Raw genomic sequence first — 26,931 nt, 5'->3', positions numbered from 1 at the left:
CCTGTCTTCGCAAGAATTGTCCTTCGGTGGACAAAAGTTTAGCGCCCGGATTTCGCCGGGCGCTTCGTATGGTCACAGGGAAAACTGAAGGTCCTCCGATGGCGCGGCTCCCGGCCGCATCCGTGTGTTCCTGACATCATTACCGGAACCATTTAGGGAACCATACATGGAATTGCTTACGTCACATTCTGGTGTACTTTCATAGGCATCAACAGGTATTTCCTGACTGGCATAATCAAAGCTTCCATTATCATTTCCTTTCCCTCTACCGTTTCCATTTCCTTTTTTAGCATCGTTTCCGGCTCCTCCATTATTTCCCCTATTATTTCCACCATTATTTCCTCCAGAGAATCCGGAAAGCATTCTTTCTTGCTGCTCATCAGTAAGAAGATATGCGGAGTTTATGACAGAATACCCGGAGGAATGCTTTATGTCTCCACGTCCTAATGTTTCTACGATATATTTGTGGTCATCAGGTGTGATATCCGTGATGACATACACATTCTTTGCGATGGATTCCCTCAAGGCGGCTTCCGACATGTTTCTGTAGACGGTCGTACGAAGGAGTGTCTGTTTGGCATCACGCCAGAATATGACTATCCATTTCTTTTCGGGAAGGATCTTCACACCACAGCCGGAGTTGTTCAGGATGTGGAAATCCCCGCTCATGATGAGAGCCTTGGGCGAAGAGAAGCCGGCGATATTGTCGTCCAGCATCGTCTTCACTCCCTCCGAATAGAGTACGGCGTTGAGGATCTCGGACTGGAAATCCTGGTAGTTCAGGCTTTCCAGAAGCGCCCGGTTGTTGTCGACCATGCAGCGGAACATGTTCACGGCGTCGAACCCAAGGAAGTCGTACACCACGAGCGCAGGCAGCAGCGAGTTCACATACCGGCTCGTCACCTTCGTGGACGTCTCGACCCGGGAAAGCTTGCCACGCAGGTCGAGCATCCTCCGGCAGAGTTCCGGAAGGTGGGAGAGCATGCCTGTGGTTATCCCCGTCCTGATGCGCTGTATCTGGGTGTCCGTGAACCTGTCGGCGATGTAGTCGCCGATGTTCCGCCGCTGGAGGTCCTTCTGCGTGTAGATGACCACCACACGGGTCAGGAACACCGGGTCTGACGACATGTTGATGGCCGCCATGATGACGGGCATCTGCAGGAAGTAGTCCGCCCGCTGGTCCGCCGATGAGCCGCCTCTGGACATGCGTGCGCCGCCTGTGGGTATCGAGAACATCATTTGCTGGATGTCCGCCACCCTCGAGCTGTGCGCGTTGTCCTGCCTGGCCTCCGCCTCGTCGAGACTGAGGAGCAGGGCGGTCTGGTCCATTTCCTGGTAGATCCACGCCGCCGTCGCGTCGGAAGAGTACTTGGCGGACTCCACGATGTACGGGACATCGTAGCCGGAGCTGCCGTAACCGCCCAGAAGGCCGCGTACGAGGCTCGTTTTGCCCGATGTCGACTCACCGGTCAGGAAGGTGATGTTCACCATCCCCATGGCTCTCTGGATCGGCAGGGAGAGTATCCACGCCGCCAGGTAATCGCGCATCACGTCATGATGCTCGAATTTCCAGCCATCCAGGATATCCCGTACCTGTCCGAAGAGGGAGCGCAGGTCCACCTGCGTACCGGCGTAGAGCTCGGCCACGTCCTCCACCTCGGACCACTTCTTGCCGGGGTGCAGCGTGAAGAGCAGGTTGCCGTCCACAGCGCTGTTCACGAACTCCCATTCGATGGGTGCCCCTGACGAGGGGTTGAACTCCCCGCGGAACACCCGCGTCCCGTTGACGAAGTAGACATGCCTGTCCGCCTTGGCCCCGGGAAGGTCCGCGTAGTGGATACCCTGCCCGACGATCCGCAGCTTGCTGATCTGCCTGCTCTCCGACACCATGCTGAGCATGGTCCGCCGGAGCAGGAAGAGGATGTTCTGCTGGATGCGCTTCTGGTCGGTTATCTCGTCTCCCGAGCTCTTGCCGAGAAGCAGCGGGCTGCCGTTGAGAAGCTGCTTGGCCCAGACAAGCACGTCCTTTCCCAGATACTGGGAGAGAACGAGTTCCATGCCGGAATCGTTCATGGGGATGGACGCTGTCTCGAACTCCGTGCGGGACCAGAGGGTGAACTGACTCCCGGTCTTCGTGGATTCGTAGTACACGATTTCGATATGCTCGCGCAGGGCATCCCTGAGCCGGGCCACGGCCCCGTCCACCGTATCCAGGGCGTAGATGGACGTGTTCACCTCCTGCAGCTTCTCGAAGTCGATGCCTTCCGACATCGTGTACTTCTGGATGAAGGTGAGCCTGTCCACCTGCTCGTGAACACAGCCGAACCAGTTCTTGACGGTTGCCGCCACGCCGGCGGTCAGCGAGTTCTCAAGGTTCTCTTTTCTGTTCCTGTCCTCCAGGGTATCTTCCAGGGCCTTGCACTGGTTCTCGACGTCCAGCCGCATGGCGGCTATCTCGGCGTCGCATTTGCGCAAGACCCAGTTGTAGGAGTTGATGAAGAAAGACGACCGCTCGTTGTACAGGTAATTGAACACACGGTCGTACCCCATGAGCTGTATGGCTTCATCGAGGTCGCCGCCAAGCATCTCCGCCGTCCAGCAGAAGATCTTGTAAGCGAGCGGCCGGTTGATGGAGTCGCCTATGAAGTTCTTTTTGTTGAGGAGAAGACGCTTGGCGACGTCATCGCCATTTTTGTGCGGCGCGTCCTGAACGAACCAGAGTGTGCGTATGCCGAGCTCACGCAGGAAGGACAGTCCGCTGTTGCCATTCCCGCCGATGGCGAAGATCATGAAGTCGTCACGGCCTTCCTTGAGCTGTGAAGCCATCACCGCTATGGCGTCGAACTCTCCTTCGGTGATGTAGGCGTTGGCGTCAGCCGAGCCTATCATCCGGTTGTAGTGGTGCAGGCCGAACACGCCGAGCTCCGCTATGAACGGGTCGTCGACGATGACGAATGCCTTGTCCGCAAGGTTCCTGACAACGTCATACGGCATGTCGGAACCTTTCGCGTATTTCGAGCAGACTTCTTCAGCATCCAGTTGCATCTTCCGTATCTTGAACCTTGAGATGCACCCCGGAGCGTTGTTGTAGTGAAAACACACGCCGCCATAGAACGCCGGGCCGGAAACCCTGTCGAAGTAGGTGTCGTACAGCGCATGGTTTTCCTGCTTCATGTACTTCTTCACATGCTCCGGCTTGGCGAAGATCCCCAGCGGCAGGCTGTACAGGCAGTCCAGAGGGATCTTCCGGCCGTGCACGAGATAGCGCATGGCGGGGAGCAGGTAGTCAAGGTGCCTCGGCTTGTCACGCACGAACTCCTGCATGACCTTGCGCATGGCTTCAGCCGCATCCTTTTTCATTTCCTGCTGGGCATTGTATTCGACAAGGTCGTCGGCTCCGTCCCCTATGATCTCCTGGATATTCAGCTCGGTGTTCAGCCAGGTGAGGGCGGCCACATAGGAGCTTTTCTGGAGCCTGGCCACAAGCTGCACGAGGTCGGTGACGACCTTGCCGCAGGATCCGAAGCACTTCCCGATGCATTTGTCGAAATTCAGGAAGAAGCTCGGTGTCTTGTCGTCATGGTACGGGCAGCAGCCCTTGATGGTATGTCCGTTGATGGACCATTTTCCGTCACGATTTATCCGCTGCAGAAGCGTGAGCCATTCCTGGGGCGTCACCTTCCGCCACAACTGCTTTATGTCCTCCGGTTTGAGTGCTTTTCCCTGCTTCGTCTTCTTCGTCGCTTTTCGTGCCATCAGTCTCTCCAAGCGCCGGACAGTCTTTCGCGAACCCGCAATATTTGCAGTATCGCGACGGCCGCGGCTCCGCCGTCCCGCTTTCCAGCAAGTCCAGATACCTTGAGAACAGCCCGTGGACCTGCCGGCGCAGGACAGGGAACTCTTCTCTCCTGAAGGGCTCGTCAAGCCTGATGTCGTTGGACATCAGGTAAGCGCAGCCTGTCACGACCTCCCTGAGCTCCGGCCGCCGCAACATCTCCGCGTACGCGTACATCCCGGTCTGGAGCCTGGTCGCCCTCTCCCTTTCTTCCGAGTACGCCTCGGATTTGTAGTCCAGTATCAGCAGTGTATCCCGGCGTTCTATCTCCAGATCGACGACGCCGTTCCATCCCGTGCCCGCCCAGGAGCAGTTTGGTACGGCATTTCCCGAACGGGTGATGCGCAGCCTCTTTTCCGTGTGAAACGTCGTGGACGCTCCTGCGAAGGCCATGACCCTCCGCAACACCTGAAGGGATGGTTCGCGCAGCATGTCCAGCCGCTCCAGCACGCGTGCGTCCTCTTCCACCTCATGTACATGGTTGAAAAAAACGTCGTAGCAGGATCGCCCGTCCCGTCCGAGATCGGCGCTGCTCCTGACGCTCTTCTCGAGCACCCAGTGGATGGCTTTGCCCGCACGAGTGTTCGTCAGGTCGGTGATGCCGGCCGCGGGCATGTCCTGTTCCTTGAGGCCCTTTCGGTAACGCAGGTCCCACTGTCGCGGGCAACGTTCGAGCATGGCCATGCGCGACCACGACGCGGGCAACGCGCCCTTATATTTTTCGAGCTGCCTGAACAGCCCGCCCAAGAGTTTGTCTCGCACTGTGGCTTCCTTCAGTGGCTTCCTTCAGCCCGCCGGGATTTCCGTTGTTTCGTCAAAAAGGCCGCGTCCTCATACCCTGGGGACGCGGCCTCGATAGAGTACCTGGCCTGCGCCTAGATGGCTTTTCGGTAGACCACGTAGGACTTCTCGGGCACGTTCACGTCCTCACCTGTGCGCGGATTGCGGCAGACACGGGCCTTTCGTGTGACCCGCTTGAAGATGTGCTTGCCCATGCGGCTGATGCCGTCCCGGGCCGTGCCTTCATGAATGCCCTCGATAACGGCGATGATGACTCCCTCGGCCGCCTTCTTCGTCAAATCGAAGCTCTCGGCCAGTCTGTCGACAAGTTCTTTTTTGGTCATTGTCTTTTCTCTCAATGGGTTATGGATTTAGATGGTCATGAAAGAACGCTCGGAGGCGTCCTCCTCTTCAGCGGAAGCGACGACGGCTTCCTGGGCCTGCGTCACAACGGCACCGGAGGAGGAAGCCGCCGGGGTCTCCTCAGGCGCACGCATGAAGAGCTTCTCCATGTAGTACTTGCAGATCCGCGTGTAATCAGAGGACTTGCCGGTCTCAGCGGTCCCTTCCTTGAGGGTGAACACCGGAGTCACATAGGTACCGCTGTAGTCGACGGTCAGTTCGATGAAGTAGTCACCGATGGACTTGCGCTTCAGACGGGCGACGTTCTTGGCGGTACGGTAACTGCGCTGCAGGGCGTTCCATGCGCCGATGGCCGTGCCGTGCAGGCGCATGAGGATGGGGATCTTGCGGTCCATGTCGAAGAAGGCCACGGTCACTTCCTCGCGGCAGCAGGGTTTGTTGCCGTCCTTCCACACGGCCTCCGGGCACACGACCTTGCGCTGGGGCCCGTTTTTTCCCATGACGATCTCGGCGCAGCAGGGGTTGAGCGGCACTTCAACGCGATCCGCCGGGACGATGCCGTCATTGGAGTAGCAGAGCAGCTTCTTGTCGGACGATGCCGAGTCGAAGTTACCGAAATTGCGCATGGACGTCCCGACGATGGTGATGGGGGCGAGGTTGAGATGATCCGTGGATTCCTGGGTGGGGTCATTCTCGTCATAGATGACCAGGATCTTAGCCACATGGTCCTTCAGGACCTTGTTTTCCGTTACATGGCCGGGCTGGACGATCTTGATGTTGAAGGCGACGTCCAGCAGCGGAATCTCCTGACCGTCGATGACGGCAATGTCACCATCATCATCCTGCCGGATATCAAGGCCGCTGTAGTCCACATTCTTCAAAAAGCGGCCCTGCTGCGCTTTGACGAGAAGTTCTTTGCCCTGATCCTGTCCGGACACGGTTGCGGGTACATACATGGTGGTTTCTCCATTCAGTAAGTTTGTTGTTAAATAATGGCGCGACTCTCTAAAATATTCAGGATGGCGCGCATTCACCGCACATCTCTCACTTATAACATTAAATAAACTTATATTTTTTCGAATATAAGTTTATTTCTGTAGCAATTAAATCCTGAGTTTGCTAATGTTGCAGGTATTCGGTGATACTTTTCATCAAAAATTCCTTTGTGGTTTGAGACCTCCCCCCTTCAGGGAGGGCCGATCCGCACGACCCCTGTTCGTCGGCCGCGGAGTCAGTCAGCGGACGGGGCGACTGTGGATTGAAACGGAGGGTACATGCAGGAAACACACGCCACTGAATCTGGCATTACGAAAAGAGCGGCCATTTTTTCTGAAGAAAATGGCTATATGCCGGATGACGGGAATACCTCCGCATGCGGGGATGGTGAAGGATACGAAGAAGGATACGAAGAAGGATACGAAGAAGGATACGAAGAAGAATACGAAGAACTGGACGAATGTCCGGAGAATGTGAGGACTGACGAAGGATACACCTGTGATGATGCGGACGATTTCAATGATTATGAAGTCTCAAAAGATGCCGTAAGCTCCGTCAGCATCTACAAAAAAATCCGTGAACGGCATTGCCGGTATCCGGAATACAACGGTCTTTCCGTGGACAGACTGCTGTATATCTATCATATCGTGGAAACTGACAGGAAAAAACGCGCCTGGCTGCGCGACGAGATCTTCCTGCGTACGTATTTCCTCATTCCGTACACCATCAAGAAAAGTTATTTCATGACCGCTGACCTGTTCAACGATGCCTCGCAAAACATGGCGATAAGCATCCTGCAGGCCATAGAAGCATTCCAGCCGGGCATCGGCTTCTCATTCACCAACTACCTCGTGGGGTATTTCCGTGGCGCCATCGCACAGTCGTTTCGTGAAACAAACATTGTCTCGATACCTTCGGCACGCCGCAAGATGCTACGTTCCGTCACTGAGAACAGCGGCGGGACTCCTGCTCATGAAACTGTCAGCCTTTCCGGTATTGAAAATCCCGTCGCTGACGACGAGAGCGGCACTGCGGATGCCGGGGACGAGCCCAAAAGCGTAGATGTGGAGATGCGGGACAGCGGTTATGCGGCGCTGGGGAACACGCCTGCCACAGCGACGCTGTTCGACGACAGCCTCGCCTACCACACACAGCGCGAAGCCAACTCTCACACCATTGACTTCGACGCGCTGCTGCATGACATCCAGCTCGTCGAATTCCTGGAAGATGCCATAAGCCCTGAAGCCGGCGTCCTGACCGACGACGAGCGACGTGTACTTGTCCTGCACAACGGACTGTTCGGGAACAAGGAGACGGTCTACAAGGACATCGCGAAATTGCGCAAAGCGGAAGGAAAGGGATGCGCCCCGAGCCGCATATCGCAGATACACACCTCGGCGATCTCGAAACTCAGGGGGTACTTCAATTTGTGCGGACTTGAGGAATACTAGACAAATATAGGGAAATGGCATTCGTGCAAGATACAGGTATCCGGAACTACCATTCCGCGCAAAAGTGTGCTATCCTATGTCGTATTCCGGCTGGGGCACATCATGAAGGATGGCATAGCCGAATGGTTCAAGGACTTCGTCCGTCAATATGCTCGGAAAGGAGACATTATATAGACCACTGTCCGCGTTGCCGTGGACTCCGGAATTTGTTTGGCAGACGAGGAAGATAGGTAGGGCAAAAACAATAAAGGCCTGCATGGTTGGTATCCATGCAGGCCTTATTCTTAATCTGTGTGTTTAGCTGTCTCTTTTCAGTCCTTCCAGCAAGCCGTACTGGAAGTTGTCGAAGAACAGCACATGACACTTCGGGCATACCTGTATCAACGCCGAATGCGCCGCAAGCCGTTCCTGCGGCGTGGCCGTCGCCCGCGTCATGAGCATGGCCACAGCGTCGTCAGCATTGAAAACAGTCCCGCATACGGGGCACTTTCCCGGCTCGTCCTCCATCTTTTCAGCGCAGGGGAAGCACAGCTCTCCAGCCCCGAACCGGACTGACTCCACACGGGCCAGGTCGACCCCGCACCGGTCGCATTTCCGGCTTTTTTCCATGGTTACCTCCTGCCACGACACAGCCCCCAATAACCGCACCACTCGGGCGTACACGCCCAGGATGTCGGGTCGCACGGTACGAACACACCGGTAGTGATCAAACGTGCCGCTGATTCTACCAGCTGTTCGAAGTGGCCCGCCTGGCTCCCGTCGAAATGGTGCCTGAGCACACGCAGATTGGTGGCGTAGTCGGTAATGCCGGGATCCGTGCTCGGGCGCTTCATGGCCCTGCCGGATTCCTTGAGCAGATTATGGATCTCGATATCCCCGATCCCCGTCATAAGGGAGTAGAGGTTAAACTGCAAGGAGTTGCGCAGCCGCCCTGCATCCCAGCGCTTGCTGGTCACCTTGTAGTCCGCGATGCCTTCGCCGGCCTCTCCCGTCCCCGCATCGAACTTCTCGTGCCGAAGGTCGATGTACGCGAGCAGGGGGACACCGTCGCTGGTCTCGAACCGCACTTCCTGTTCGACTGCCAGCGGTTTTATGTGTCTGCCCACATTCTCCACATACAGGGACGTCATGCCGGGCAGGATGGCATGTGCTTCCTTTTTGTCAGCGTCGGTAAGTGTGTTTTCATTCCCGTCCAGCCACTCTTCGAATACGTCTCCGGTCAGTTCGGCCACCTGTGACGGCGTGAGCCTTGATGAACTCGACATGGCATCGGAATAGTACGTCTCGAACACCTTGTGGACGGATGACCCGAGGACAAGAGCTTTTCCCGGAGGAATGACGATATTCTTCACATACCGGAACTCGAACTGCTTCGGGCATGTCTGCAACATGCCGATGGAGCTCGCGGAAAGGTACCCGCGAGGAAGTTCGTACTTCATATTACAGCCACACTCCTTTCTTCGTCTCGGCGTTCTTCCTTTCCCCGAAATGGACACAGCCTTTTTTCAGGTATTCTATCCCTTCCTTCAGGCACAGCATGCAATGTTCACATGTTGGACAGCGGATGTCCTTTTGCATGAATTCCTTTACATCTTTCTTGTGTTCCAGCAGCTCGACGACGTTCTCCTCGACGGTCCCCTTTGCGACATAGTCTTTCACGATGACAGGCTTCGTCTGTCCGATACGATAGTTTCTGTCCATACTTTGCAGTCTGGGCTCAAGCGACATGCCGTGAGAGTAATAAATGGTGCACGTCGCGGCATTCAGCGTGATACCGATACCCTGTACGGTTTGTCCAAGGAACACGCGTATGCTGTTGTCAGTATTGAACTTGCGCGTGCAGTCCTTTGTTTCCGGGGTCACGAACCCTATGCCTTTTTTTGTCAGCATTTCGGCTATGACCTTGATGTCCTGACGATACCAGGCCCAGATGATGATCTTCTCCTCAGACCTCGAATCTGACAGGTCTTCCTCAAGGAGCGCCAGCTTGGGATTCTCCTTGAATACATGGACTTCCCTGTCCGTTCTTCTGGCAACCTGCTTCGTGCAACCTTTTCCTCCCGGATGGACACCTTCCGAGACGCAGGAAACGACGTGCCCGCATGAATTGCACGCATCATTGTCTTCGCCGACGTACAGGAAACCATTCAGCACCTGCATCGCCCGGGCTATTTTTACGACAGGCTGCTCCACGCCGAGAACCTTCCCCCCTATCCTGATGGTGTCGTTCGTACGGATACGCTCCAGGACATCGATGGCGGCGTCGGACGGCGTGTAATACCGTCTGACGATGGTTCTTTTGGGAAGGTCGATGCATTCGCTCCTCGACCGCTCGATGATGTGCGGCTGGATGTAGAGCTTGAGGATATCCAGGTTTTTGTACCCGGTGATCATGTGCGGATTATGTGCCGAGAAGACACAGAACAGCTGCTTGAACCTGTCGAACTTCATGCCGAGCATGGCCGGATCGAGGATGTGCATGGGCATGAAGAAGTCCGTGGGACGTCCGACACAGAGCGTGCCGGACAGCAGGTAGACGCGCCCGGCGCGTGCCGCCAGAGTGTCGATGGCCTGACTGCGCAGGGATTCCGGGTTGAGGCAGCGACTGGCCTCGTCGATGATGATGTTGTCGAAGCCCAGCCTTTTGAAGAACATCTCGTTGCTGGCGGCATCCCGGGCTTCACGGACGACAGAGCGCGGGAACGCATTTTGGGGGATCTTCGCCAGAATCTTGAGCTTGGCGGCTTTCGTCGCGTCACCACGCAGCGCGGCTTCCTCCCTGCTATCGAGCAGGTCGTCCTTGCGCCAGCTCTCCAGGTAGAAATCCCGCTTGTCCCCCAGCATCCACCATGCCTCCCACAGCTCGTCGTTGCTCATGCCGCAGGCCCGTTTTTTCGGCGATGCCCTCCTGTCAGTGAGCATGTCGAACGTGGTCAGGAGGATGTCCCACTCTCCTTTCGCTATGGTTTCACGCTGGGCGCGCCGTTGCTCAGGCCCGCCGAGGTAAGGGGCGATGCGAAGGCTCGAGTATTTTTCCACTTCGTCGATCCAGCTCTGGAACACGATGTGCGGGCAGATAACGATGGTCTTCTCCGGCCCGTTCAACTCGCGCAGCATGGCCAGGGCGTTGATGCTGATGAAGGTCTTGCCGAGCCCCTGCTCCAGCAGGATGGCCAGCTTCGGATAATACATCATCATTTCGATGACCTCGCGCTGGTGCTGGAACGGGGGCACGCGGAAGAGGCCATCGAACCTCCTCACATACCGTTCCTCTTTTATGGCGTCAGGCACCGCCCCGGCCGCGTCGATGACCTCGCAGGCTTCCGGGGACAGCTCACCGTCCGGGTAGAGTGCCATAAACCTGCGGTACCCTATAAGCGACACCGGGTACCTGGCGCTGCAGGACAGTGTGAATGAAGCGCCGTTCCTCCCCCTGGAGAACGGCGTACACATGTTTGATTTGTTGTGATCGAACCACAACCGGTCCTTTTCCTGATCGTAATGCATGATGTTCGGCATGGCCGGCTCCTGTCTGTTTGTCGGAAAACAAATTGCCATCCATGCGCATGACGTTCAGGCACATGGATGGCGTCGTATCGTTTTCTTATAACAAGGGCAGGCCGCTTTTCGGCATGCGGCACGGCGGCCGCTTTCCGTACGGCATGTCATGGACTGATCCGTGAACTGGCCGGGGCCCGGTGCCCAATATTTGGGGAAAGTCGCCGGAGCTCCAGCATGTCCATACCAATCATATCCCCCATCGCCGGGCAGGCCACCGTCCTCAATTCGCGGTACACACGCTTATACAACAACCCCCATTTCGATTACCTCTCCGAGATGCTCCCCAAGGACATCAAGGAGCTTTTCAAGTGGTGCGAGGTCGTGCACCAAAGCATGCCGACCATCTCCAACGGCGTCAGGAAGCTCATAAATTACCCGATCACCGACTTCTCGTTCACCAATGATGCCGAGTCGATCCGGGAAAAGACCCGCGAACTGCTCACGACCCTGAAGATGAAATCGGCACTGCTCGAGTTCGGCAGCGACTACTATGTATACGGGAACGTGTTCAGAACCATATACTTCCCGTTCAAGCGCATGCTCGCCTGCCCCCGGTGCGGCCAGAAGATCGCCATCGAAAAAGCCAACGTGCGCGTCAGGAAAAAGCAGATCGAGCACAAGTGCCCGAACTGTCAGGTGTTCGTTGTCCCGAAGGTGGAGGACACGGCGACCTTCGACCTTGAAAAGATCCGCATCGTCCGCTGGGACCCGAAGCAGATAGAACTCAACCAGAACCCCATCACCGGCGAGACGAAGTACTATTACGCACTGCCGCAAAAATTCGTCAAAGCCTGCCAGCGTGGCGACATCACCGTCTTGTGCGACACACCCAAGATATTCATCGACGCCGCGCTGGCCGGACGCAATATCGAGATGGGCGGCAATTTCTATCATGCGAAGACATCCGGGCTTGCCGGTTTCGCCAGCGGCTGGGGCATCCCACCCCTGATGCCAGCGCTCAAGAACTACATGTACATCGCTGTGCTCCGCCGGGCCGCGGAAGCCATCGGCATGGAGCACATCACTCCCAAGACCATCCTCTTCCCGCAGAGCAGCGGCTCCACGGACCCGTGCATCATGTCGTCCATCGACCGCTGGCAAAGAGAGATCACCACGGCCATCGAGCGCTGGCGCATGGACCCGAACTACGTGATGACGGCGCCGTACCCTACGGGCTTCACCAACATCGGTTCGCAGGGCAGGGCGCTCACGCCGACAGAGGAGATCAAGGATGCCCGCATGGAGATGTCCCTGGCACTGGACATCCCGCCCGGGCTCATCATGGGAGACACCAACATCCAGAACAGCGCCGTTGGCCTGCGCATCCTGGAAAACCAGCTTACACCCTACATTGAGCAGCTGACCGCGTTCATCAACTGGACGGTGAACTGTATCAACGCGCATACCAAGCGCGCCTACTGCGCGGTGAAGCTTGTGCCGTTCCGTCTGGCCGACGACATGATGAACAAGCAGATCCTCATGCAGGCCCAGGGCATCGTTTCCCGCTCGACACTGCAGGAAGCCCTCAATCTGGAGCCGGACAAGGAACGCGACCGTCTGAAGCAGGAGCAGCTCGACGACCACGAGTCCCAGCGCGAAGTGGAAAAGGAAATCCAGCAGCGGGAGCAGGACATCGCGAACCAGGCACGGGCCCAGGAGCAGGAACAGGCCACTGGCTTCCCGTCACAGTACAATCAGCAGAAGATGATAGCCGCGGCCCAGCAGCAGGCCATGCAGATGCTGTCCATACCGTACGAACAGCGGCGTTCGGTCCTCGCCCAGCTGCAGAACGAGGACTATGTGATGTGGGCGCTTGTGAGCAAGCAGCTTGAGATGATGCGTGACCAGCAGCAGCCGCAGGGCGGCGCACAGATATGACAGGAGACTCTATGTCTGAACTCAGACTCCAACCGCATCAGCAGCGTGTCGTCAACAGGCTGATGGCCAATGATGCCCCCCACGGCCTCATTGCATACCATTCTACGGGCTCTGGAAAAACGGCGACCGCTCTGGCGGCGCTTGCCAAGGCTCTTAAGGACAAAAACAGCCGCGGGCTGATGATCACACCGGCATCCCTCGTTACCAACGTCCAAAAAGAACGTGACAAGCACAGCATACGCCTGAACGGGACCTTGGACGTCATGAGTTATGAACGGGCGGTACGCCGGGCCGACGAGCTTCAGAACAACCGCTATGACATGGTCGTTCTGGACGAAGCCCACCGGCTCAGGAATGCCGGGACAAAAATGTCCCGGGAGCTGCGTCCGCTACTCGACAAATCAGGCAAAGTCCTGATGCTCACCGGTACGGCCAGCTACAACCACCCTGCGGACATGCTCCGTCTGGTGAACCTGATCGATAAAAGAGTGCATGCTCCCAAGACAAACACCGAATTCAACCGTGCTTACGTCGACGAAGTACGATGGCGCCTCAAGAACAAGAAGAAGCTGGGCGACACCCTCAGAAGATATGTCGATCTGTACGAGACGCCGAAAGATTCCGCCGATTTCCCAAGTATATCCCACCGTGTCGTCAATGTGGATATGTCGCCGGAGCAGATGAAACTCTACAGATACCTGGAGCAGAAGCTCCCGCTGCATCTGAGAGGAAAGGTCCGGAACAACCTGCCCATGTCCCTGCAGGAATCAACGAACCTCAACGTGTTCGCTACCGGCATTCGCCAGGCCAGCGACTCCGTCATGCATCACGACGTGAACGGCGATCCGTACAACAGTCCGAAACTTCGTATGGCTGCGAACAATATGGTAGCTGCCGCCAGGAGGACACCCGGCTTCCGCGGCATGACGTATTCCAATTACATCGATGCCGGACTTACTCCCTACGCCCAGATGCTTAAACGTCGCGGCATCTCACCCTACCTCTTTACTGGCGGACTTTCCGCCAAGGAAAAGAAGCGCATTATCGATGACTACAACACTCCAAGCAAGGACCCCAAAGTCCTTTTGGTGAGCAGCTCCGGCAGTGAAGGTCTCGACCTCAAGAATACGCGGCTCCTGCAGGTCCTGGAGCCCCACTTCAATCTGGCGAAGATACGCCAGGTCGAAGGACGTGGGGCCCGGTACAAGTCCCATGAGTCTCTGCCTCCCGAGCAGAGGAAGCTGCTCATCGAGGAGTATCGGGCAAAGTTCCCGAAGACGTGGGCCCAAAAGCTCTTCGGCCTGCGCCGTGATACAGCTATCGACGATTATCTTGCCGAGCTGGCTGAGAAGAAACAGGGTATCACAGATGAGATGCGTGGCCTCCTGGCCACAAAGCACTAATACGGAGGTATGGAGATATGGGGATCGAAACCAAAGCGGTCAGAGACCTTATGAACGAAGAGGACGGTGTCGAACCTCTCCTGGGCCAGCGGCGCAGGGACAAACGGTCGCTGCCGTATCCCGAGGAGACCGAGTTCCGTTTTTTTCTGGGCTGCCTCAACGACGAGGCCACGCGGCTGGAATATGAGTCCATCCTGACGAAATCCTTCCGCTGCCAGAACTACCTCAAAAACCCGGGAGACCTTGCCGTGCTCGACATGCAGGGCACCTTCGACAAGGAAGGATTCTACCATGTCGTCTCAAGGTATGCCATCATCCCGGAAAGCGTCACAAAAAAGTAAGACGACTCTCCAGATGTTTCCATTCATAATTCCATAGACGGTTCCCTTGTTGATTATATAACAAGACAAGCAACTCTCTCCACAGAGATATACGCAGATGACCCCATCCACGAATATACGCAGGATTATCACGAAGCCATCAAACATCCGTCAGGCCATCCATGAAAAAGTCCTGGAGGCCGTGCGGAAAAAGTTTCCCGTGGCAGGAAGGAACTTCACGGCAAAGCTCGTAAATGCGACCGTGAAGTTCAGCGAGCTCTCTCACGGCAAGCAGTCGGAGCTCCTGCTTTCCAGGCACAATGCGACGGACGGCGTCTACGCCGATATCGACATCGTGGAGAACTCCTCCGGCCGCACGGTGGGCAGGCTCATCAACAAGCGGATCTGCAACATACCGTACTATACCAACCGGTACACGCTGATGCTGGACGGCAACGAGTATGCTGTTGTGAGCCAGATGCGCACCAAGTCCGGCGTCTACACACGCAAGCGCGGCAACGACGAGATCGAGTCCTCGTTCAACCTGGCAAAGGGGGCGAACTTCAAGCTCATCATGGACCCGGACACGGGCATCTTCAAGATCGACATCCTGAATGCCACGCTGCTCGCGGTGGCCGTGCTCAAGATCCTTGGCGCCGGTGGACAGGACATCCTCAACGCCCTGGGCAAGGAACTCGCGGAGAAGAACCTTGGCCAGCTCACGGACAGCCAGCTCAACAGGGCCCGCACGACGCTGTATGACAAGCTTGTACGCTACCGCAAGGACGGCCCTGGGGAGCTCGTCTCGGCTGAAGAGAAGGACAGTGCCATACGCACCTACTTCAACGGCACCGCGATCGATCCGGAAACGACGGCGATCACTCTCGGCAAACCTTTCTCGTCCGTGGGGCCCATGTCCATCCTTGAGGCCATGAAGAAGATCCTGGCGGTCTACAAAGGCACTGAGGACATCGACGAGCGCGACATGCTGGAGTTCCAGAAGATCTACACCGTCGAGGATCTTTTGGCCGAGACCATCGACAAGTCGTCCGAAATCACCACGAAGCTCCGGCAGCGTCTGGACAAGCTGCGCCTCACTGACGGCAAGATCAGCGATGACGCTCTCGGCAAAGCCCTTGCCCCGGACACCTTCACGCGCCCGCTGCGCCGTTTCATCACCGGCTCGTCACTTTCACGCATGCCGTCGCAGATCAATCCCATGGAGTTCGTCGATACGGCGTCCATCATCACCCGCCTCGGGGAGGGCGCCATTTCGTCGGACCGTGCCGTGCCTTTCGGGACACGTGCCGTGAACTACTCCTATATGGGCCTTATTGACCCCATAGCGGCGCCGGAGAGCTTCAAGGTAGGTATCGATGCACATTGCACGTTTGGAGCGCTCAAAGGCAGCGACAACGAGTTTTACAAGGAGGTCGTCGACTGCCGTACGGGAGAGCGCACGACCAAACGCTCCATCGATCTGTACGATAGCTACCTTGGTTTCCCGGATCCCGTTTACAACAAGGGCGAGCGGAAGCCTACAGACGACATGGCCGCCATCTACCGGGGCAAGCTCGTGCATGTCCCAAGGAGCCGTCTCGACTACCAGATCGCCTCGCCGCACGACCTGGCCACGGTGACCACCAACACCCTGCCGTTCATGCCTGCCAACCAGGGCAACCGCCTGCTCATGGGCGACAAGCACATCCAGCAGGCCCTTCCGCTCAAGGAACCTGAGAAGCGCCTGGTGAAGGCCGTGCTTGGGGATGCTTCAAAGTACAAAAGCACCGTGGACGCCCTGGGGAGCTGGACACTGCCGACATCTCCCGTGGACGGTACCGTCGAGAAGATCGACGACGAGTACGTCTACATCAAGGATGCCCGGGGGAAGATGCACGCTGTCGACTATGAGAACAACCTCGCCCTGGCGACCAAGACCTTCCTCCACAACGACATCACGGTGAAGCCCGGAGAAAGCGTTAAGACAGGGCAGCCCCTGGGTGGGAGCGGGTTCAGCAAGGACGGGGAACTGACTATGGGGCGCAACCTGCGTATCGCCTATATGCCGTTCCATGGGCTCAACCATGAGGATGGTGTGGTCCTGTCGGAATCCGCGGCGAAGAAAATGACGTCCGTGCATTCGGACAAGATCACGCTTGTGGTCAGCCGCAACATCGTCATGGGCAAGGATAAATACCGCACGGCCTTCCCGACGACATTCAGCGCCGCGCAGCTGGCCAAGCTGGATGACGAAGGGCTGGCGAAGAAGGGTGCTGTGCTCGAGGAGGGTGACCCCATCATCCTGGCCATGGAGGACAACAGCGGCAGCAAGGTGAACCAGGTGCTGGGCATGCTGCACAAAAGCCTGAGGCACCCGTATCGTGACCGGGCCGAGGTATACGACCAGCATTACCAGGCGACAGTCGTTGCCGTCGCGTCCACTCCGTCCGTGAAGACCGTCGTGCTGCGCATCGAGAAGCCGCTGCAACTTGGCGACAAGATCGCCGGCAGCTACGGCAACAAGGGCGTCTGTGCCAAGATCCTGCCTGATGACCAGATGCCGCGCGATGAAGATGGCAACGTCCTGGACGGCATCTTCACGTCCGCCGGCGTCATCTCACGCATCAATCCGGCCCAGATCCTGGAAAGCGCGCTCGGCAAGGTGGCGAAAAAGACAGGCAAGGTCTACGAGATCGAGAATTACAGCAAGCCGGACTATGTGAAGTTCGTCAAGGACGAGCTGAAGAAGCACAACGTCAGCGATACGGAGACGCTTACCGATCCCGTCACTGGCAAAAAGATCCCCGGTGTCTTCGTCGGCGTCCAGCACTGCCACAAACTGTTCAAGACAACGGACACGAACTTCGCGGCGCGCGGCATCGACGGTGGCTACGACCAGGATGACGCGCCCTCGGGCAACGGTATCACGGGTCCGAAAGCTCTCGGCGGCATGGAAGTGAATGCCCTCATCGCCCACAACGCCCGCTCGCTGCTGCGTGAGGGGACGGTACTGCGCGGTGCGCGCAACCTTGACTTCTGGAAGCAGTTCCAAAGCGGTCTTCATCCGACGATGCCTGATGAAAAGAAGACGTTCACACGCTTCATCGCCATCCTCAAGCAGGCCGGGATCAACGTGACGCGCAAGGACAACGAGCTCGTGGCAGCTCCCCTGACGGACAAGGACGTATTGAAGCTCAGCTCCGGAGAGCTGCGGAATGGCCTCATGCTGAGTGCCAAAGCGTTGCGCCCGGAAGCCGGAGGCCTGTTCGACCCGACCATCACCGGCGGTATCCAGGGGACGCGCTGGGCACATATCAAGCTCGTCGAGCCGGTCGTGAACCCTGTCTTCACGGATGCCGTCCGATCCTTGCTGCGCATGGGGCGGAACGATCTTCAGGAAATGATTGTCAAACAGGGTGGGACGGCCATACGTGACGCCCTGAACAGGATCGACGTCACGAAGGAGCTCAAGGAGTCTGAAGATGCCGTCTATGAAGGTAAACTCGGCAAGGCGGACTTGGACAAGGCCGTAAAGCGGGTCAAATACCTGCGTGCCCTCAGAGACATGGACATGAAGCCCGGCGACGCCTACATCATGAGCGTTGTCCCGGTGACGCCACCTGTCATGCGCCCGATCACTGTGGGGGCCACAGGCGATATGATGACCAATGACGCGGATTTCCTGTACCGTGATCTCATCCTGCAGAACAACAGCTTCCGGAGCATGAAGGCTTCCGGCGCCTTCGGGCAGAAGGATATCGAGGAAAATCGCACTGCCCTCAACACTCGCATGCGTGAATTGGCAGGTCTTGTCGCGCCTGGCGATCCGCAGCTTCGTGGCCGCAGCGTGAAGGGGGCCCTGGACTTTATCGCCGGGGATACTCCCAAGGGAGGCTACTTCCAGCACAAGGTCATTTACGGGAAAATGAACCTTACCGGTCGTGCCACCATCTCCCCGGATACGACACTCGGCCTTGACGAGATCGGCCTGCCGGAAGAGACCGCCTGGCGCATGTACAGCCCGTTCGTCATGCGCAGGCTCGCCCAGATCGGCTATACCCCTCTGCAGGCCAGGGAGGCCATCGAAGAGAAAAGCCCGGCGGCCGTCAAGGCCCTCAAGGAGGACATGGACAAGCGTCCCGTCATCGTGAACCGCGCCCCGACGCTCTGGCGGCACGGCATCATGGCCGCCAAACCCCTGCTGCGTTCAGGGAAGAACCTGCGTGTGAACTCCATCTGGGAAAAAGGCCTCAACGCCGACTACGACGGCGACGCCATGCAGATCCATCTGCCTGTTTCCGACGAAGCCATCGAGGAAGCGAAGAGGATGTTCCCTTCCAGGCAGCTGTTCACGGATAAAAAAGCCGGTGACCTGCTGCAGGCTCCAACACGCGAGCCCATCATCGGCCTGTACAAAGTCACGGAGAATGTCGGGAAGCCACAGGGGAATGCCAAGGTACACCGTTTTCCCGATGTGGATACCGCATGGAAAGCCTACTATGCCGGGAAACTCAAAATGACGGACTACGTGGACATCGGTTGACGGTTCTTTCACAGAACGGCTTCGCGTGACGGTCTGCTCTACGCGTCCTGCGCTATGCGTCACGGCGCCGCGTGTCTGGAACAATGGCCGTCGTGGTCGGAAGTCCTTTCCTCACGGCCTGCCTTTTTCTCCCCTGTAGCCGAAGTTTCGGCCTTTGGATAGTACCCTGATCTTACGGTCAGGGTACTTTTTTTCTTAGACTATCAATGACTATATAGTTGGAAATTCTTCAATTATTTCCATATGTTTCTTGAACACTGGTGGCCCATAACACGTAAAACGGTGGCTCAAAACACGAAATCATGGGCAGTTTGGTGGCTCATAACACGTATGGCGGTGGCCCATAACACGTACAGGGTGATCCATAAAACGAAAGTGGTGATCCATAACACGACAAAAAATGCCGGGGTGGCTCATAACACGAGCTGTCAGGAAGCTGTCCTGTTTGGCATACCAGTCGGTATCGTCAATGATGTCCGATAGCTGGCATTACTTTGGGTGGCCCATAGTACGAAATAACGGTGGCCAAAAACACGAAGATGGTGGCTCATGGCACGAAATTTTGCCTGTTTTCGCTCTCTGACTGTGGTGGTCCATAACACGAGGGGGCGGTAGCCAGTTTTGCAGACCTGGTGGTCCATAACACGTTCAGGATACAGAGCCGGCGCACGATGTTTTCGATGATCGTGCGTAAAAAAGGTGGCCCATAACACGAAACTTTGGTTTTGATGGTGGTCCAAAAAACGAAATGCGGTGACCCATAGCACGAACGAAAAAAGGCGGGACATTTCGTCCCGCCTTGCCTGTCAGGTGGCCCACAACACGAAGCTTGGCTACGCCAGTTTAAGCTGCCGTGGAGCCTCTTTAGCAGAGCCCTTCACAGCTCTTTGCTTCGCCTTTTCAAGGATGATGATGTCGGTGTCATGCTCCGAAAATCCGCTTTCCTCCGTCAAAATGCCTTTTTTGACGAGTTCGGTGACGCCATCACGCAGTTTGCGGCGGATCTCTTTCCTTGGCTGTGTGAGGTTCATGTTCAGGGCCGCGGCCAGTACCATATATCCGCCTGAGTATTTTTCCCTATGGCTCTGGATGAAGCGGTACATGGCTTTCGAAATCGAACCGCTCAGGTCGTAGCGGCTCAGGGAGTCCAGGTAGGTCACGTTGCCCTGGGTGTAGGCCAGGTAAAAGAAGGGGCTCACCCGCACCTCGAGCTGTTTGGTCACTTCGTCCCAGTTGGCGTATTCGAGCATGTGACGCAGGAAGACCTGCTTCATCGGTTTGCCGTCACTGTCGACCTGACTGACGACACTCAGTTTGATGACGGCTGCCATCATGCGGTTGAGGGAGTCGATGAGCCGCGTGTAGTCGCTCTTGGAAGGGCGACGGTCACTTGGATACATGGTGCGAAGCAGGTCGGACGCGCTTCCCTTGAACTCGAATGTCGTCTTGTCGTCCACGACATGGATATGCTTGTGGTTGCCGCTGATGAGCACCATGAGCGCCACGAAGACGTCCTCATCGACGATGCTCAGCTGCGGCCCTGTGTAATGGATGCTGCCCCACGAGTTGTCGACGATCTTGACGTCTTCGAAATAACGCCTGTTTTTCCCCATTTCCTGCCGGTTGAGCGGAAAGAAGGGAGAAACCCGGGTGATGTCCGTAGGGTAGCCGAACCACTGCTTTTTGGCATTCTTCGTTTTGGCGGACGTTGCCGGCGTCGCGTCGTTCTTCCCCGACTGATCACCACTATTACCATAGAGTATACCCCTGATACGCACCAGGTATGCCAGGCCGACGGCATTCCCGGCCAGGATGCCGTCCAGCATGGCCGGGTTGTGCTCCATGATGTACTTCCGTTCTTCGGCGGTGAGTTCCAGGGACCTGTTTTGATTACTCATGCGCCGACACTAGCGGCAACAGGCTAAAAAAGCAATGCGGAGCGAGGTCGGTGAGGCAGTCAGACAGATGGTACGCTGTTTTGCCATAAGCCGAAATCTTGCAAAAGACGCTATATGCAAAAAGCCGCGTACAACGGTACGGAACGAAGATTATCGACCTGCCCAAAATTCTTCAGAGAAAATCGTGTGTTATATGTCGGCGCATACTTCCGGCTGAAGACATTCAGACTGCGCGAGCGCACATTGATTCCACTTTTTACCCAGCGCGCCGTAAAGCCTCTTTTTCCAATTCAAAAGCAGCGTTTAGACTTTTCTTTTCACGAACTCCGTCCTTTTTTCCTTTTTAGCCCAAGAGCCCATGAAAGTTAAGTTCGAAAAAATACAATTTTTCTGATTTTTTTGAACTTAAATATTTTTGCGCACTCCTCCCCCACCCAAAGTCGGAGGAGGAGTGCGGCCAGCCTACAGGAAGAACGCAGGATCGTCAGACAGTTCACCGTGCACCGCCGATATTCCGGCGTTCTCCGGCTTTCCGGCGTCCTCCCCAGACTCACCGAATGCCAGGAAGTCGAGCGTTGCCGCGTAGGACTCCTTCTCGATGAGCACGGAAGGCCAGACATACACGGACAGCAGGCCGTCCATATCACACTGTCCGGCCTTCATGCCCCGGTAGGCATCGCTGATGTCCCGCATGTACCTGGAGGGAAGTTCACGCATATCGATTAGCTGCCTGTTGCGCTCGTAGTTCTCCCACAAGCCATTGTTCCTGAGACAGGCTTCCAACCCTTCCATGGAAGCCATCATTTTTCGGGCCGCGGCCACACCACAACCAGGCTTGCGTTTGCCTGCGGACGTGTCCCAGTCCGTCGGCGTTTTGATGTTGTAGACATTGTCCTTGCCACCCTGGCCGGTGATGACGGCGTATTCCAGATACTCCGCAGCCGACTCGCACAGCACCTTGCCGCCTGACAGCGAGCAGATGTGCGGGAAGTCAACGAACTCCTTTTGCATGGGAGAATAGAGCAGCACACTGTCGGAGACCAGCTGCAGGTAGTCCGAGTCGCCGCTGTGGATGATGACGACACTGTCCGGGTGCTCAGTCTGATGGAGCTGGCTCAGGGTGTAGATGACATCGTCAGCTTCGCATTTGGAGGCGCGGACCACTTTCCACGGAGTGAAGCCGCCCACCGCGTCCGTGAGCCTGTCGAATTCCGCATAGGCACGTGGCCAGTCGATGCCGTCGGCCGCGCGCTTTTCAGCGCGGTCGGCTTTGTAGGGCGGGTAGAGGTCCCGGCGCCAGTAGCCGTCCTTGCTGTCCAGCGCCAGGACGACATCCACGGTGTCGCCCGGCTCAAACTGCTCTGTGCACTGGATGACGAAGTCGTACATGATGGTGAAGATCATGTAGGCCAGCAGGTCCCATGATCTCTGGTCGGCTCCGCAGCCAAGTCCACGCTGGTGTATACAGCGATGGGCCAGGTTGTTGAAATCAAAAAGGATGAGGTTCTTTGCCATAGACACTCCGCTTATTCCTTGAAAAGCTCAAAGCGATATTTTTGCTTAGCTTCCGGGTATTTTTCAGTGTCAACTTCAGACAGAAACATGGCTAGCGGACGAACATACAGGCCTTTTTCACCGTATAGTGCCTTGTAGACCATCAACTGTTCACGCGTTTCGCTATGTGTGGCGATGCCGACGATCTGGTAGAGATACTCCGTGACTGGATTATCGACCATATGTCGTTTGAAATGACATACAATGTCCCCAGGATTAAACGATCTCATGGACTTCCTCGATATATTTTAGTTTTCAAGGTCTTCAATGCATTTGGAAACATGCCTTGCCGCCATGTTCAGCCACATGCAAGCTGTCTCCATCTTTTTGCTGTTATTGCTACTTCTTTCCGCAATATCTGCCAACTGGTCAATCTGTTCAAGGACACTGATAGTGCGCTCTACAAACTCAGAGTATGTCATTTTCGATGAAATCCTCAATGGCGTATTTTCGACTTTTCAGCTCGTCCCTGATGATACCATCCATGTTCTTCTGGATCCAGGCATCGAGCCAGTTGAAAAAGGCCACGATGGTTTTCCGTGACGGACGTGCCTGGGCGTACACCTCCGTCTGTGTCTCACCTTTTTTCACAGAGCAGAGGGCCGCGTACCAGAGGTTCTCGATCCATACGTAGTATTCGGAGCCTCTGTACCTGACGCACAGCTGGTACTTGTCACTTTTCTCCGGCACGATCTCGCCGCCGGCAATGATTCCGTTGATGACCTTGTCCGCGAATTCCGAATAACTGTAGTTATACAATTCCAGGTAGATGGCGATTCTGTTCCAGATCGTGAACTTGCCGAACTTAAGCGCGAAGTTCCGGAATTCTTTCCCAAACGTATTCATACATCTTCTCTCCTTCTTCATCCTGTCCTGGGCAGCTCTCCAGCCACGAATCGACCCATATGTCAGACAGGGCGTACAAATCCCGCCAGGTACGCTGCTTCGCATATCTCGGACAGCGCGCGAGCACACCGCAGAGCATGGTGTCGGCCATGCAGAACAAAGCCACCCAGCTCTTCAGCCTGTCGTAGCCATTCTCCGGGAGCGTATACAGGCTGCCGGCAATGTCCACGAACCCATCGAATGCCTTCTTCGCGCGAACCGACAGGTGCTTCTTTCTGATGGAGTCCGCCAGGGCCGTCACGGTGTCATCCATCTTTTTCAGATGCTCCATGATGGCCGCGTCGGCGTCGCTTGCTTCCAGCTCCTCGCGAAAACGCCTGATGAGGGCATCGAACATGGTCAGTGTCATGGTGGCCCGTGTATGCTGTTCAGCGTCCGTCGGAAAAACGACAGGGCCAAGGTCGCAGGGCAGGTCGTCGACCAGGTTCCTGTCCTTCTCGGTCCAGATACGGCCGCATTTTTTGCAGCGCACCACACCGGCATCCTTCAGGATCAGTTCCAGATTTTTGGTCGGCGTCCCGCTACATTCACATCTCTTTGTCTCCAACACAGATGCATACCTCCTGCTTCGGTGTTGTTCTCTTGTGGATATTGCCGTCTGGCGCACAAAAAATAAGGGGGCGCAAAAACGCCCCCTTATTTTTCGCCACCATTACTGGCGAAAATATTTCCCTCTTCGCTCCATGTGGAACGACAGATATTTATGATTTCAAAATTTTTTTGATCCTGCCATCTGATATGATACTGATTGAGTCGCTATCATATAGACTTTCTATATCAAATGGAATCCTGCCAGAGTCATATGCGCAGCAACTTAGTGTTTTGTCTGTTGCGTTCAATACTTTCTTCAATACATCACGTAACAGAAGGATTTCAATCACGAGGCTATGCACAGTATCATTGTTTTCTATGGGGATGAAACGCCCAAATTTATTTACTCCTGCGTACTCCTCCCACCCAAACGGATAGGTAGCATGAATAGTAGTCTTCTCGTTTACATCTCCAGCAGGTACATTCACCAGCACAGGGTAAATTCCATTTCTCGCATCTTGTAACACAGCATATATATTCATAAAGCTCCTCTTCTACCTTAGCAAGAAGCCGCCATTGTTTACTGCTAACTAGCAGCCAGTCGCATAAAAAGCGTCCTCAAGTGCCTCTACAGTGCACACAATAAGATGATTTCCCCTTGTTTTGAGAATGATCCACTCTGGCGGTACATGATGGCATACCGTCTTTTCGATTACTGTACCTTCATGGCGTTTCGTTATGAAAAGTCATCCATCTTCATCTACGTGCATGCTGAATCCGCCACCAAGGAAATCCTGTATCTTATTGAAGGATTCTTTTGAGTTCCTATGCCATTGAATAGCCTCCACCCAATCTGTGTCCCTCATCGCGTAACAACATGAGTCATACCGAGATGCCATATTCTGCCCCCTAGCTATTCCCCACGCTGTACCCAATCCACGATATCCTGAACCGTCTCTTGCCACTCTTCTGATATCCTGAGTTTCAGAAACTGATCATACAGACAGTCCAACAGGTTGAGGCACACTTCCATCAGGTAAAATTTCTCCAGAATGGTGGCATCCGGGTCATCACCTTCAGATGGTTTTTCAACTTTTGGAGTCTTGAATCCACCCAAGGAAAAGTCTTCAGCACCTATTGTTAACTGGAAGGCGAGTTCGTCTTGCTCGATTCTTATCAAAGCACGTTTGACCTTCTTCCCTGTGCCAAGCCCAAAACGGGCTTCACGAAGAGGGGAGAGCGTTCCGGCGACCGTAGCCGTCTCTTTTGCATCACCTTCGCCACCCTGGATAACGATCCGCTGTTCCATGGACACGGAGAATGGATGCCCGTCCTTATCTACAAATGCGCCAGGTGCTGTATCGCTCTGGAACCACAGCCAAGTGAGAAATTCCTGGCCAAGAATCGTATCTTTCGAGTCCAAACAAACGGCACTCATATCTTTCTCCAGTTCAGGAAATAGTGGTAAATTCGGAGGCTTCGATACTGTCGAGTTGATCCATAAGATCAGCTTCTAGCAGTGACTCCGCAAGACTGTATGGGGTAAGTTGCTCGAGGTGTAGCTCAAACGAATTGAGGAATATGTCCATGAACAAATCGATCATCTTCCTCTGTGTTGAGGCGAACCAGATCTCGTTTTTCTCCGGATTCCACACGACATCAAGCTTTGCCGGCGCCGGCAGGAAACGCTGCCGTAAACGCAGGATGACCTGCTCTTTGAGCTCTCTTTTACGCTCGCGAGAAATAAACCTACCGCCTTGCTCGTGCACGCGCTCTCTTTCGGCTCTGATGGCCAGCTCAACGTGCTTCTTGATAATAGCTGGTGGTATGCGCCTGGTATCTACGCGCAGTGAGAAAACGAGATACTCACCTTTCTGCGGTGGGGCTGTCCGCCATTCGGAGTCCAGCATGTCCTCAAAACATACCCATCCATACGTCCTCATTTCAGGCAGATCATCAATATCCCTGAAAGCAAACTGGCGCAGCTTGTCAGAGATTTGCCCCCAGAATTCCAAAGGGACTTGGTCAATGACCTTGAAACGAGTAAAACTAGAACTATTTCCTATGATGTTCATGATTTCTCCTACACGACATAAAGTGCTATCCGCAGTCTAAGGTTGTCGTACACCCGAAGACATGTATTTGGGACTGGGTCATCCTCTGTGCAAAGAGCACCAAGAATCAGAGAGACATACCCACGTTGATCGATTACATATTTTGCATCAGGAAAAACCTTTTGTATTTCGCGCAAATGTTTTGCAAGTGCATCCATGTGCTTATCGATAGTATCAAGCTTTCTTGGGAATCTTTCTCTAAAAAAGTCATATACATCCCCTTCGCGCTCCAGAAGTTCTTCATCATTTGTTGGTCTAGGAAACTTTTCATGTAAGAAATCACTATCGTACATAGCTCCTCCATGATAATTTGTCATTACCTGTGTATTATTTTTAACGTATGAAGAATATACGCAGCAGCTTCTTTGTGACACTCACTACAATCTTTATATTTCCCCAAGCATGTTCCTTCTTCAGAGCATGAACTGAACCCTTCTATGTTTGGGCAATACATTGATCCGTCTGCGGATAAAATTCGCACCCTGTTATCCATGAATACATTATACAAGTTGTCATAGGACCTTTTTATCTTGCTATATTCTCTTTTGAGTGCGATACCCTTATTCCTTGAGTCACGAATACCGCTTACGAGGCGCCTTATTGCTTTTTCTGCTTCAAGGGCGATCGGTGACCCATCTTTTTGGCATTTATCAGCAACCAGCGCGAGATTGGCTATTTCATCTAAGGTCATCCTAAGGCTCCTTCTTATCTGGATGCGCTTCATACATATTGAGCAACGCACCGCGAAAAATAAGGGGGATCACGAAGATCCCCCGCGAAAACCGCACAAAAAAGGCG

At 55.2% G+C, this 26,931-nt stretch carries 23 protein-coding genes; 6 read left to right on the top strand and 17 right to left on the bottom strand.

The window, feature by feature from the left end; translation table 11 throughout:
• Window positions 1-72: 72 nt before the first annotated feature.
• The 4 genes from ACQRCJ_RS02055 to ACQRCJ_RS02040 form a co-directional block, all read right to left on the bottom strand.
• A complete protein-coding gene (locus ACQRCJ_RS02055) occupies window positions 73-3,690 on the bottom strand; it encodes a CHC2 zinc finger domain-containing protein (protein ID WP_427799264.1) in 3,618 nt (1,205 codons plus the stop codon).
• Complete coding sequence (locus ACQRCJ_RS02050) at window positions 3,632-4,597, bottom strand: PD-(D/E)XK nuclease family protein (protein ID WP_427799263.1); 966 nt, start codon at window positions 4,595-4,597, stop codon at window positions 3,632-3,634. Before ACQRCJ_RS02050 ends, ACQRCJ_RS02055 begins: the two co-directional genes overlap by 59 nt.
• Before the next feature lie 113 nt (window positions 4,598-4,710).
• Window positions 4,711-4,959 (bottom strand): HU family DNA-binding protein, encoded by a 249-nt coding sequence (locus ACQRCJ_RS02045; protein WP_168936212.1) that lies wholly within the window; start codon window positions 4,957-4,959, stop codon window positions 4,711-4,713.
• A gap of 27 nt (window positions 4,960-4,986) precedes the next feature.
• Window positions 4,987-5,934, bottom strand: coding sequence for a hypothetical protein (locus ACQRCJ_RS02040; RefSeq protein WP_168936213.1), 948 nt, complete (start codon window positions 5,932-5,934; stop codon window positions 4,987-4,989).
• A 318-nt stretch (window positions 5,935-6,252) separates the two neighbouring features.
• On the opposite strand from ACQRCJ_RS02040, the gene ACQRCJ_RS02035 reads away from it, so the two are divergent.
• The gene (locus tag ACQRCJ_RS02035; protein WP_427799262.1) at window positions 6,253-7,425 is read left to right on the top strand and encodes a hypothetical protein; all 1,173 of its coding nucleotides are present in this window, start codon (window positions 6,253-6,255) and stop codon (window positions 7,423-7,425) included.
• 297 nt (window positions 7,426-7,722) lie between these two features.
• On the opposite strand, the gene ACQRCJ_RS02030 is transcribed toward ACQRCJ_RS02035, so the two are convergent.
• The 3 genes from ACQRCJ_RS02030 to ACQRCJ_RS02020 are packed head-to-tail and all read right to left on the bottom strand — an operon-like array spanning window position 7,723 to window position 10,944.
• Window positions 7,723-8,034: a hypothetical protein gene (locus ACQRCJ_RS02030; protein ID WP_168936529.1), complete on the bottom strand. Its 312-nt coding sequence runs from the start codon at window positions 8,032-8,034 to the stop codon at window positions 7,723-7,725.
• A 2-nt stretch (window positions 8,035-8,036) separates the two neighbouring features.
• Window positions 8,037-8,864 (bottom strand): RecB family exonuclease, encoded by an 828-nt coding sequence (locus tag ACQRCJ_RS02025; protein WP_168936530.1) that lies wholly within the window; start codon window positions 8,862-8,864, stop codon window positions 8,037-8,039.
• A gap of 1 nt (window position 8,865) precedes the next feature.
• On the bottom strand, window positions 8,866-10,944 hold the full coding sequence (locus ACQRCJ_RS02020) for an SNF2-related protein (RefSeq protein WP_427799261.1): 2,079 nt from the start codon (window positions 10,942-10,944) through the stop codon (window positions 8,866-8,868).
• 216 nt (window positions 10,945-11,160) lie between these two features.
• Between ACQRCJ_RS02020 and ACQRCJ_RS02015 the strand changes: the two genes are divergently transcribed.
• The 4 genes from ACQRCJ_RS02015 (at window position 11,161) to ACQRCJ_RS02000 (ending at window position 19,130) form a co-directional block, all read left to right on the top strand.
• Window positions 11,161-12,864, top strand: coding sequence for a hypothetical protein (locus tag ACQRCJ_RS02015; protein WP_427799260.1), 1,704 nt, complete (start codon window positions 11,161-11,163; stop codon window positions 12,862-12,864).
• An 11-nt stretch (window positions 12,865-12,875) separates the two neighbouring features.
• On the top strand, window positions 12,876-14,267 hold the full coding sequence (locus ACQRCJ_RS02010; protein WP_427799259.1) for an SNF2-related protein: 1,392 nt from the start codon (window positions 12,876-12,878) through the stop codon (window positions 14,265-14,267).
• A gap of 50 nt (window positions 14,268-14,317) precedes the next feature.
• Complete coding sequence (locus ACQRCJ_RS02005) at window positions 14,318-14,608, top strand: hypothetical protein (protein ID WP_303934057.1); 291 nt, start codon at window positions 14,318-14,320, stop codon at window positions 14,606-14,608.
• A gap of 181 nt (window positions 14,609-14,789) precedes the next feature.
• Window positions 14,790-19,130, top strand: a complete 4,341-nt coding sequence (locus ACQRCJ_RS02000) for a hypothetical protein (RefSeq protein WP_427799258.1) — start codon at window positions 14,790-14,792, stop codon at window positions 19,128-19,130.
• Between the two features lie 833 nt (window positions 19,131-19,963).
• Here the strand turns inward: ACQRCJ_RS02000 and ACQRCJ_RS01995 are convergent.
• The 6 genes from ACQRCJ_RS01995 to ACQRCJ_RS01970 all read right to left on the bottom strand — a co-directional run bounded on the left by ACQRCJ_RS01995 (window position 19,964) and on the right by ACQRCJ_RS01970 (window position 24,561).
• Window positions 19,964-21,028 (bottom strand): hypothetical protein, encoded by a 1,065-nt coding sequence (locus ACQRCJ_RS01995; protein WP_427799257.1) that lies wholly within the window; start codon window positions 21,026-21,028, stop codon window positions 19,964-19,966.
• A 462-nt stretch (window positions 21,029-21,490) separates the two neighbouring features.
• On the bottom strand, window positions 21,491-22,543 hold the full coding sequence (locus ACQRCJ_RS01990) for a hypothetical protein (RefSeq protein ID WP_427799256.1): 1,053 nt from the start codon (window positions 22,541-22,543) through the stop codon (window positions 21,491-21,493).
• Between the two features lie 11 nt (window positions 22,544-22,554).
• Entirely contained in the window at window positions 22,555-22,812 is a 258-nt protein-coding gene (locus ACQRCJ_RS01985; RefSeq protein ID WP_427799255.1) for a DUF1653 domain-containing protein, read from the bottom strand.
• 178 nt (window positions 22,813-22,990) lie between these two features.
• Window positions 22,991-23,428, bottom strand: coding sequence for a hypothetical protein (locus ACQRCJ_RS01980; RefSeq protein WP_427799254.1), 438 nt, complete (start codon window positions 23,426-23,428; stop codon window positions 22,991-22,993).
• Window positions 23,388-24,038 (bottom strand): hypothetical protein, encoded by a 651-nt coding sequence (locus tag ACQRCJ_RS01975; RefSeq protein WP_427799253.1) that lies wholly within the window; start codon window positions 24,036-24,038, stop codon window positions 23,388-23,390. Before ACQRCJ_RS01975 ends, ACQRCJ_RS01980 begins: the two co-directional genes overlap by 41 nt.
• Before the next feature lie 151 nt (window positions 24,039-24,189).
• Complete coding sequence (locus tag ACQRCJ_RS01970; protein ID WP_427799252.1) at window positions 24,190-24,561, bottom strand: hypothetical protein; 372 nt, start codon at window positions 24,559-24,561, stop codon at window positions 24,190-24,192.
• A gap of 150 nt (window positions 24,562-24,711) precedes the next feature.
• On the opposite strand from ACQRCJ_RS01970, the gene ACQRCJ_RS01965 reads away from it, so the two are divergent.
• Window positions 24,712-24,840: a hypothetical protein gene (locus ACQRCJ_RS01965; protein ID WP_427799251.1), complete on the top strand. Its 129-nt coding sequence runs from the start codon at window positions 24,712-24,714 to the stop codon at window positions 24,838-24,840.
• A 92-nt stretch (window positions 24,841-24,932) separates the two neighbouring features.
• Here the strand turns inward: ACQRCJ_RS01965 and ACQRCJ_RS01960 are convergent, their stop codons facing one another.
• Genes ACQRCJ_RS01960 through ACQRCJ_RS01945 form a run of 4 tightly spaced genes read right to left on the bottom strand, consistent with a single transcriptional unit; the run spans window position 24,933 to window position 26,824 of the window.
• Window positions 24,933-25,457 carry a hypothetical protein gene (locus ACQRCJ_RS01960; protein ID WP_427799250.1) on the bottom strand — a complete coding sequence of 175 codons (525 nt, stop codon included), beginning with the start codon at window positions 25,455-25,457 and terminating at the stop codon, window positions 24,933-24,935.
• Between the two features lie 13 nt (window positions 25,458-25,470).
• Window positions 25,471-26,094: a recombination-associated protein RdgC gene (rdgC, locus tag ACQRCJ_RS01955; RefSeq protein ID WP_427799249.1), complete on the bottom strand. Its 624-nt coding sequence runs from the start codon at window positions 26,092-26,094 to the stop codon at window positions 25,471-25,473.
• An 8-nt stretch (window positions 26,095-26,102) separates the two neighbouring features.
• Window positions 26,103-26,426, bottom strand: coding sequence for a hypothetical protein (locus ACQRCJ_RS01950; RefSeq protein ID WP_427799248.1), 324 nt, complete (start codon window positions 26,424-26,426; stop codon window positions 26,103-26,105).
• A gap of 23 nt (window positions 26,427-26,449) precedes the next feature.
• Window positions 26,450-26,824: a hypothetical protein gene (locus tag ACQRCJ_RS01945; protein ID WP_427799247.1), complete on the bottom strand. Its 375-nt coding sequence runs from the start codon at window positions 26,822-26,824 to the stop codon at window positions 26,450-26,452.
• Window positions 26,825-26,931: the final 107 nt, after the last annotated feature.

This window comes from Desulfovibrio sp. SGI.102 (assembly GCF_050314315.1).
Taxonomy (GTDB): Bacteria; Desulfobacterota; Desulfovibrionia; order Desulfovibrionales; family Desulfovibrionaceae; genus Desulfovibrio.
The sequence above is the reverse complement of the archived record's forward strand: the minus strand, read 5'-3'. Positions and strand labels throughout refer to the sequence as shown.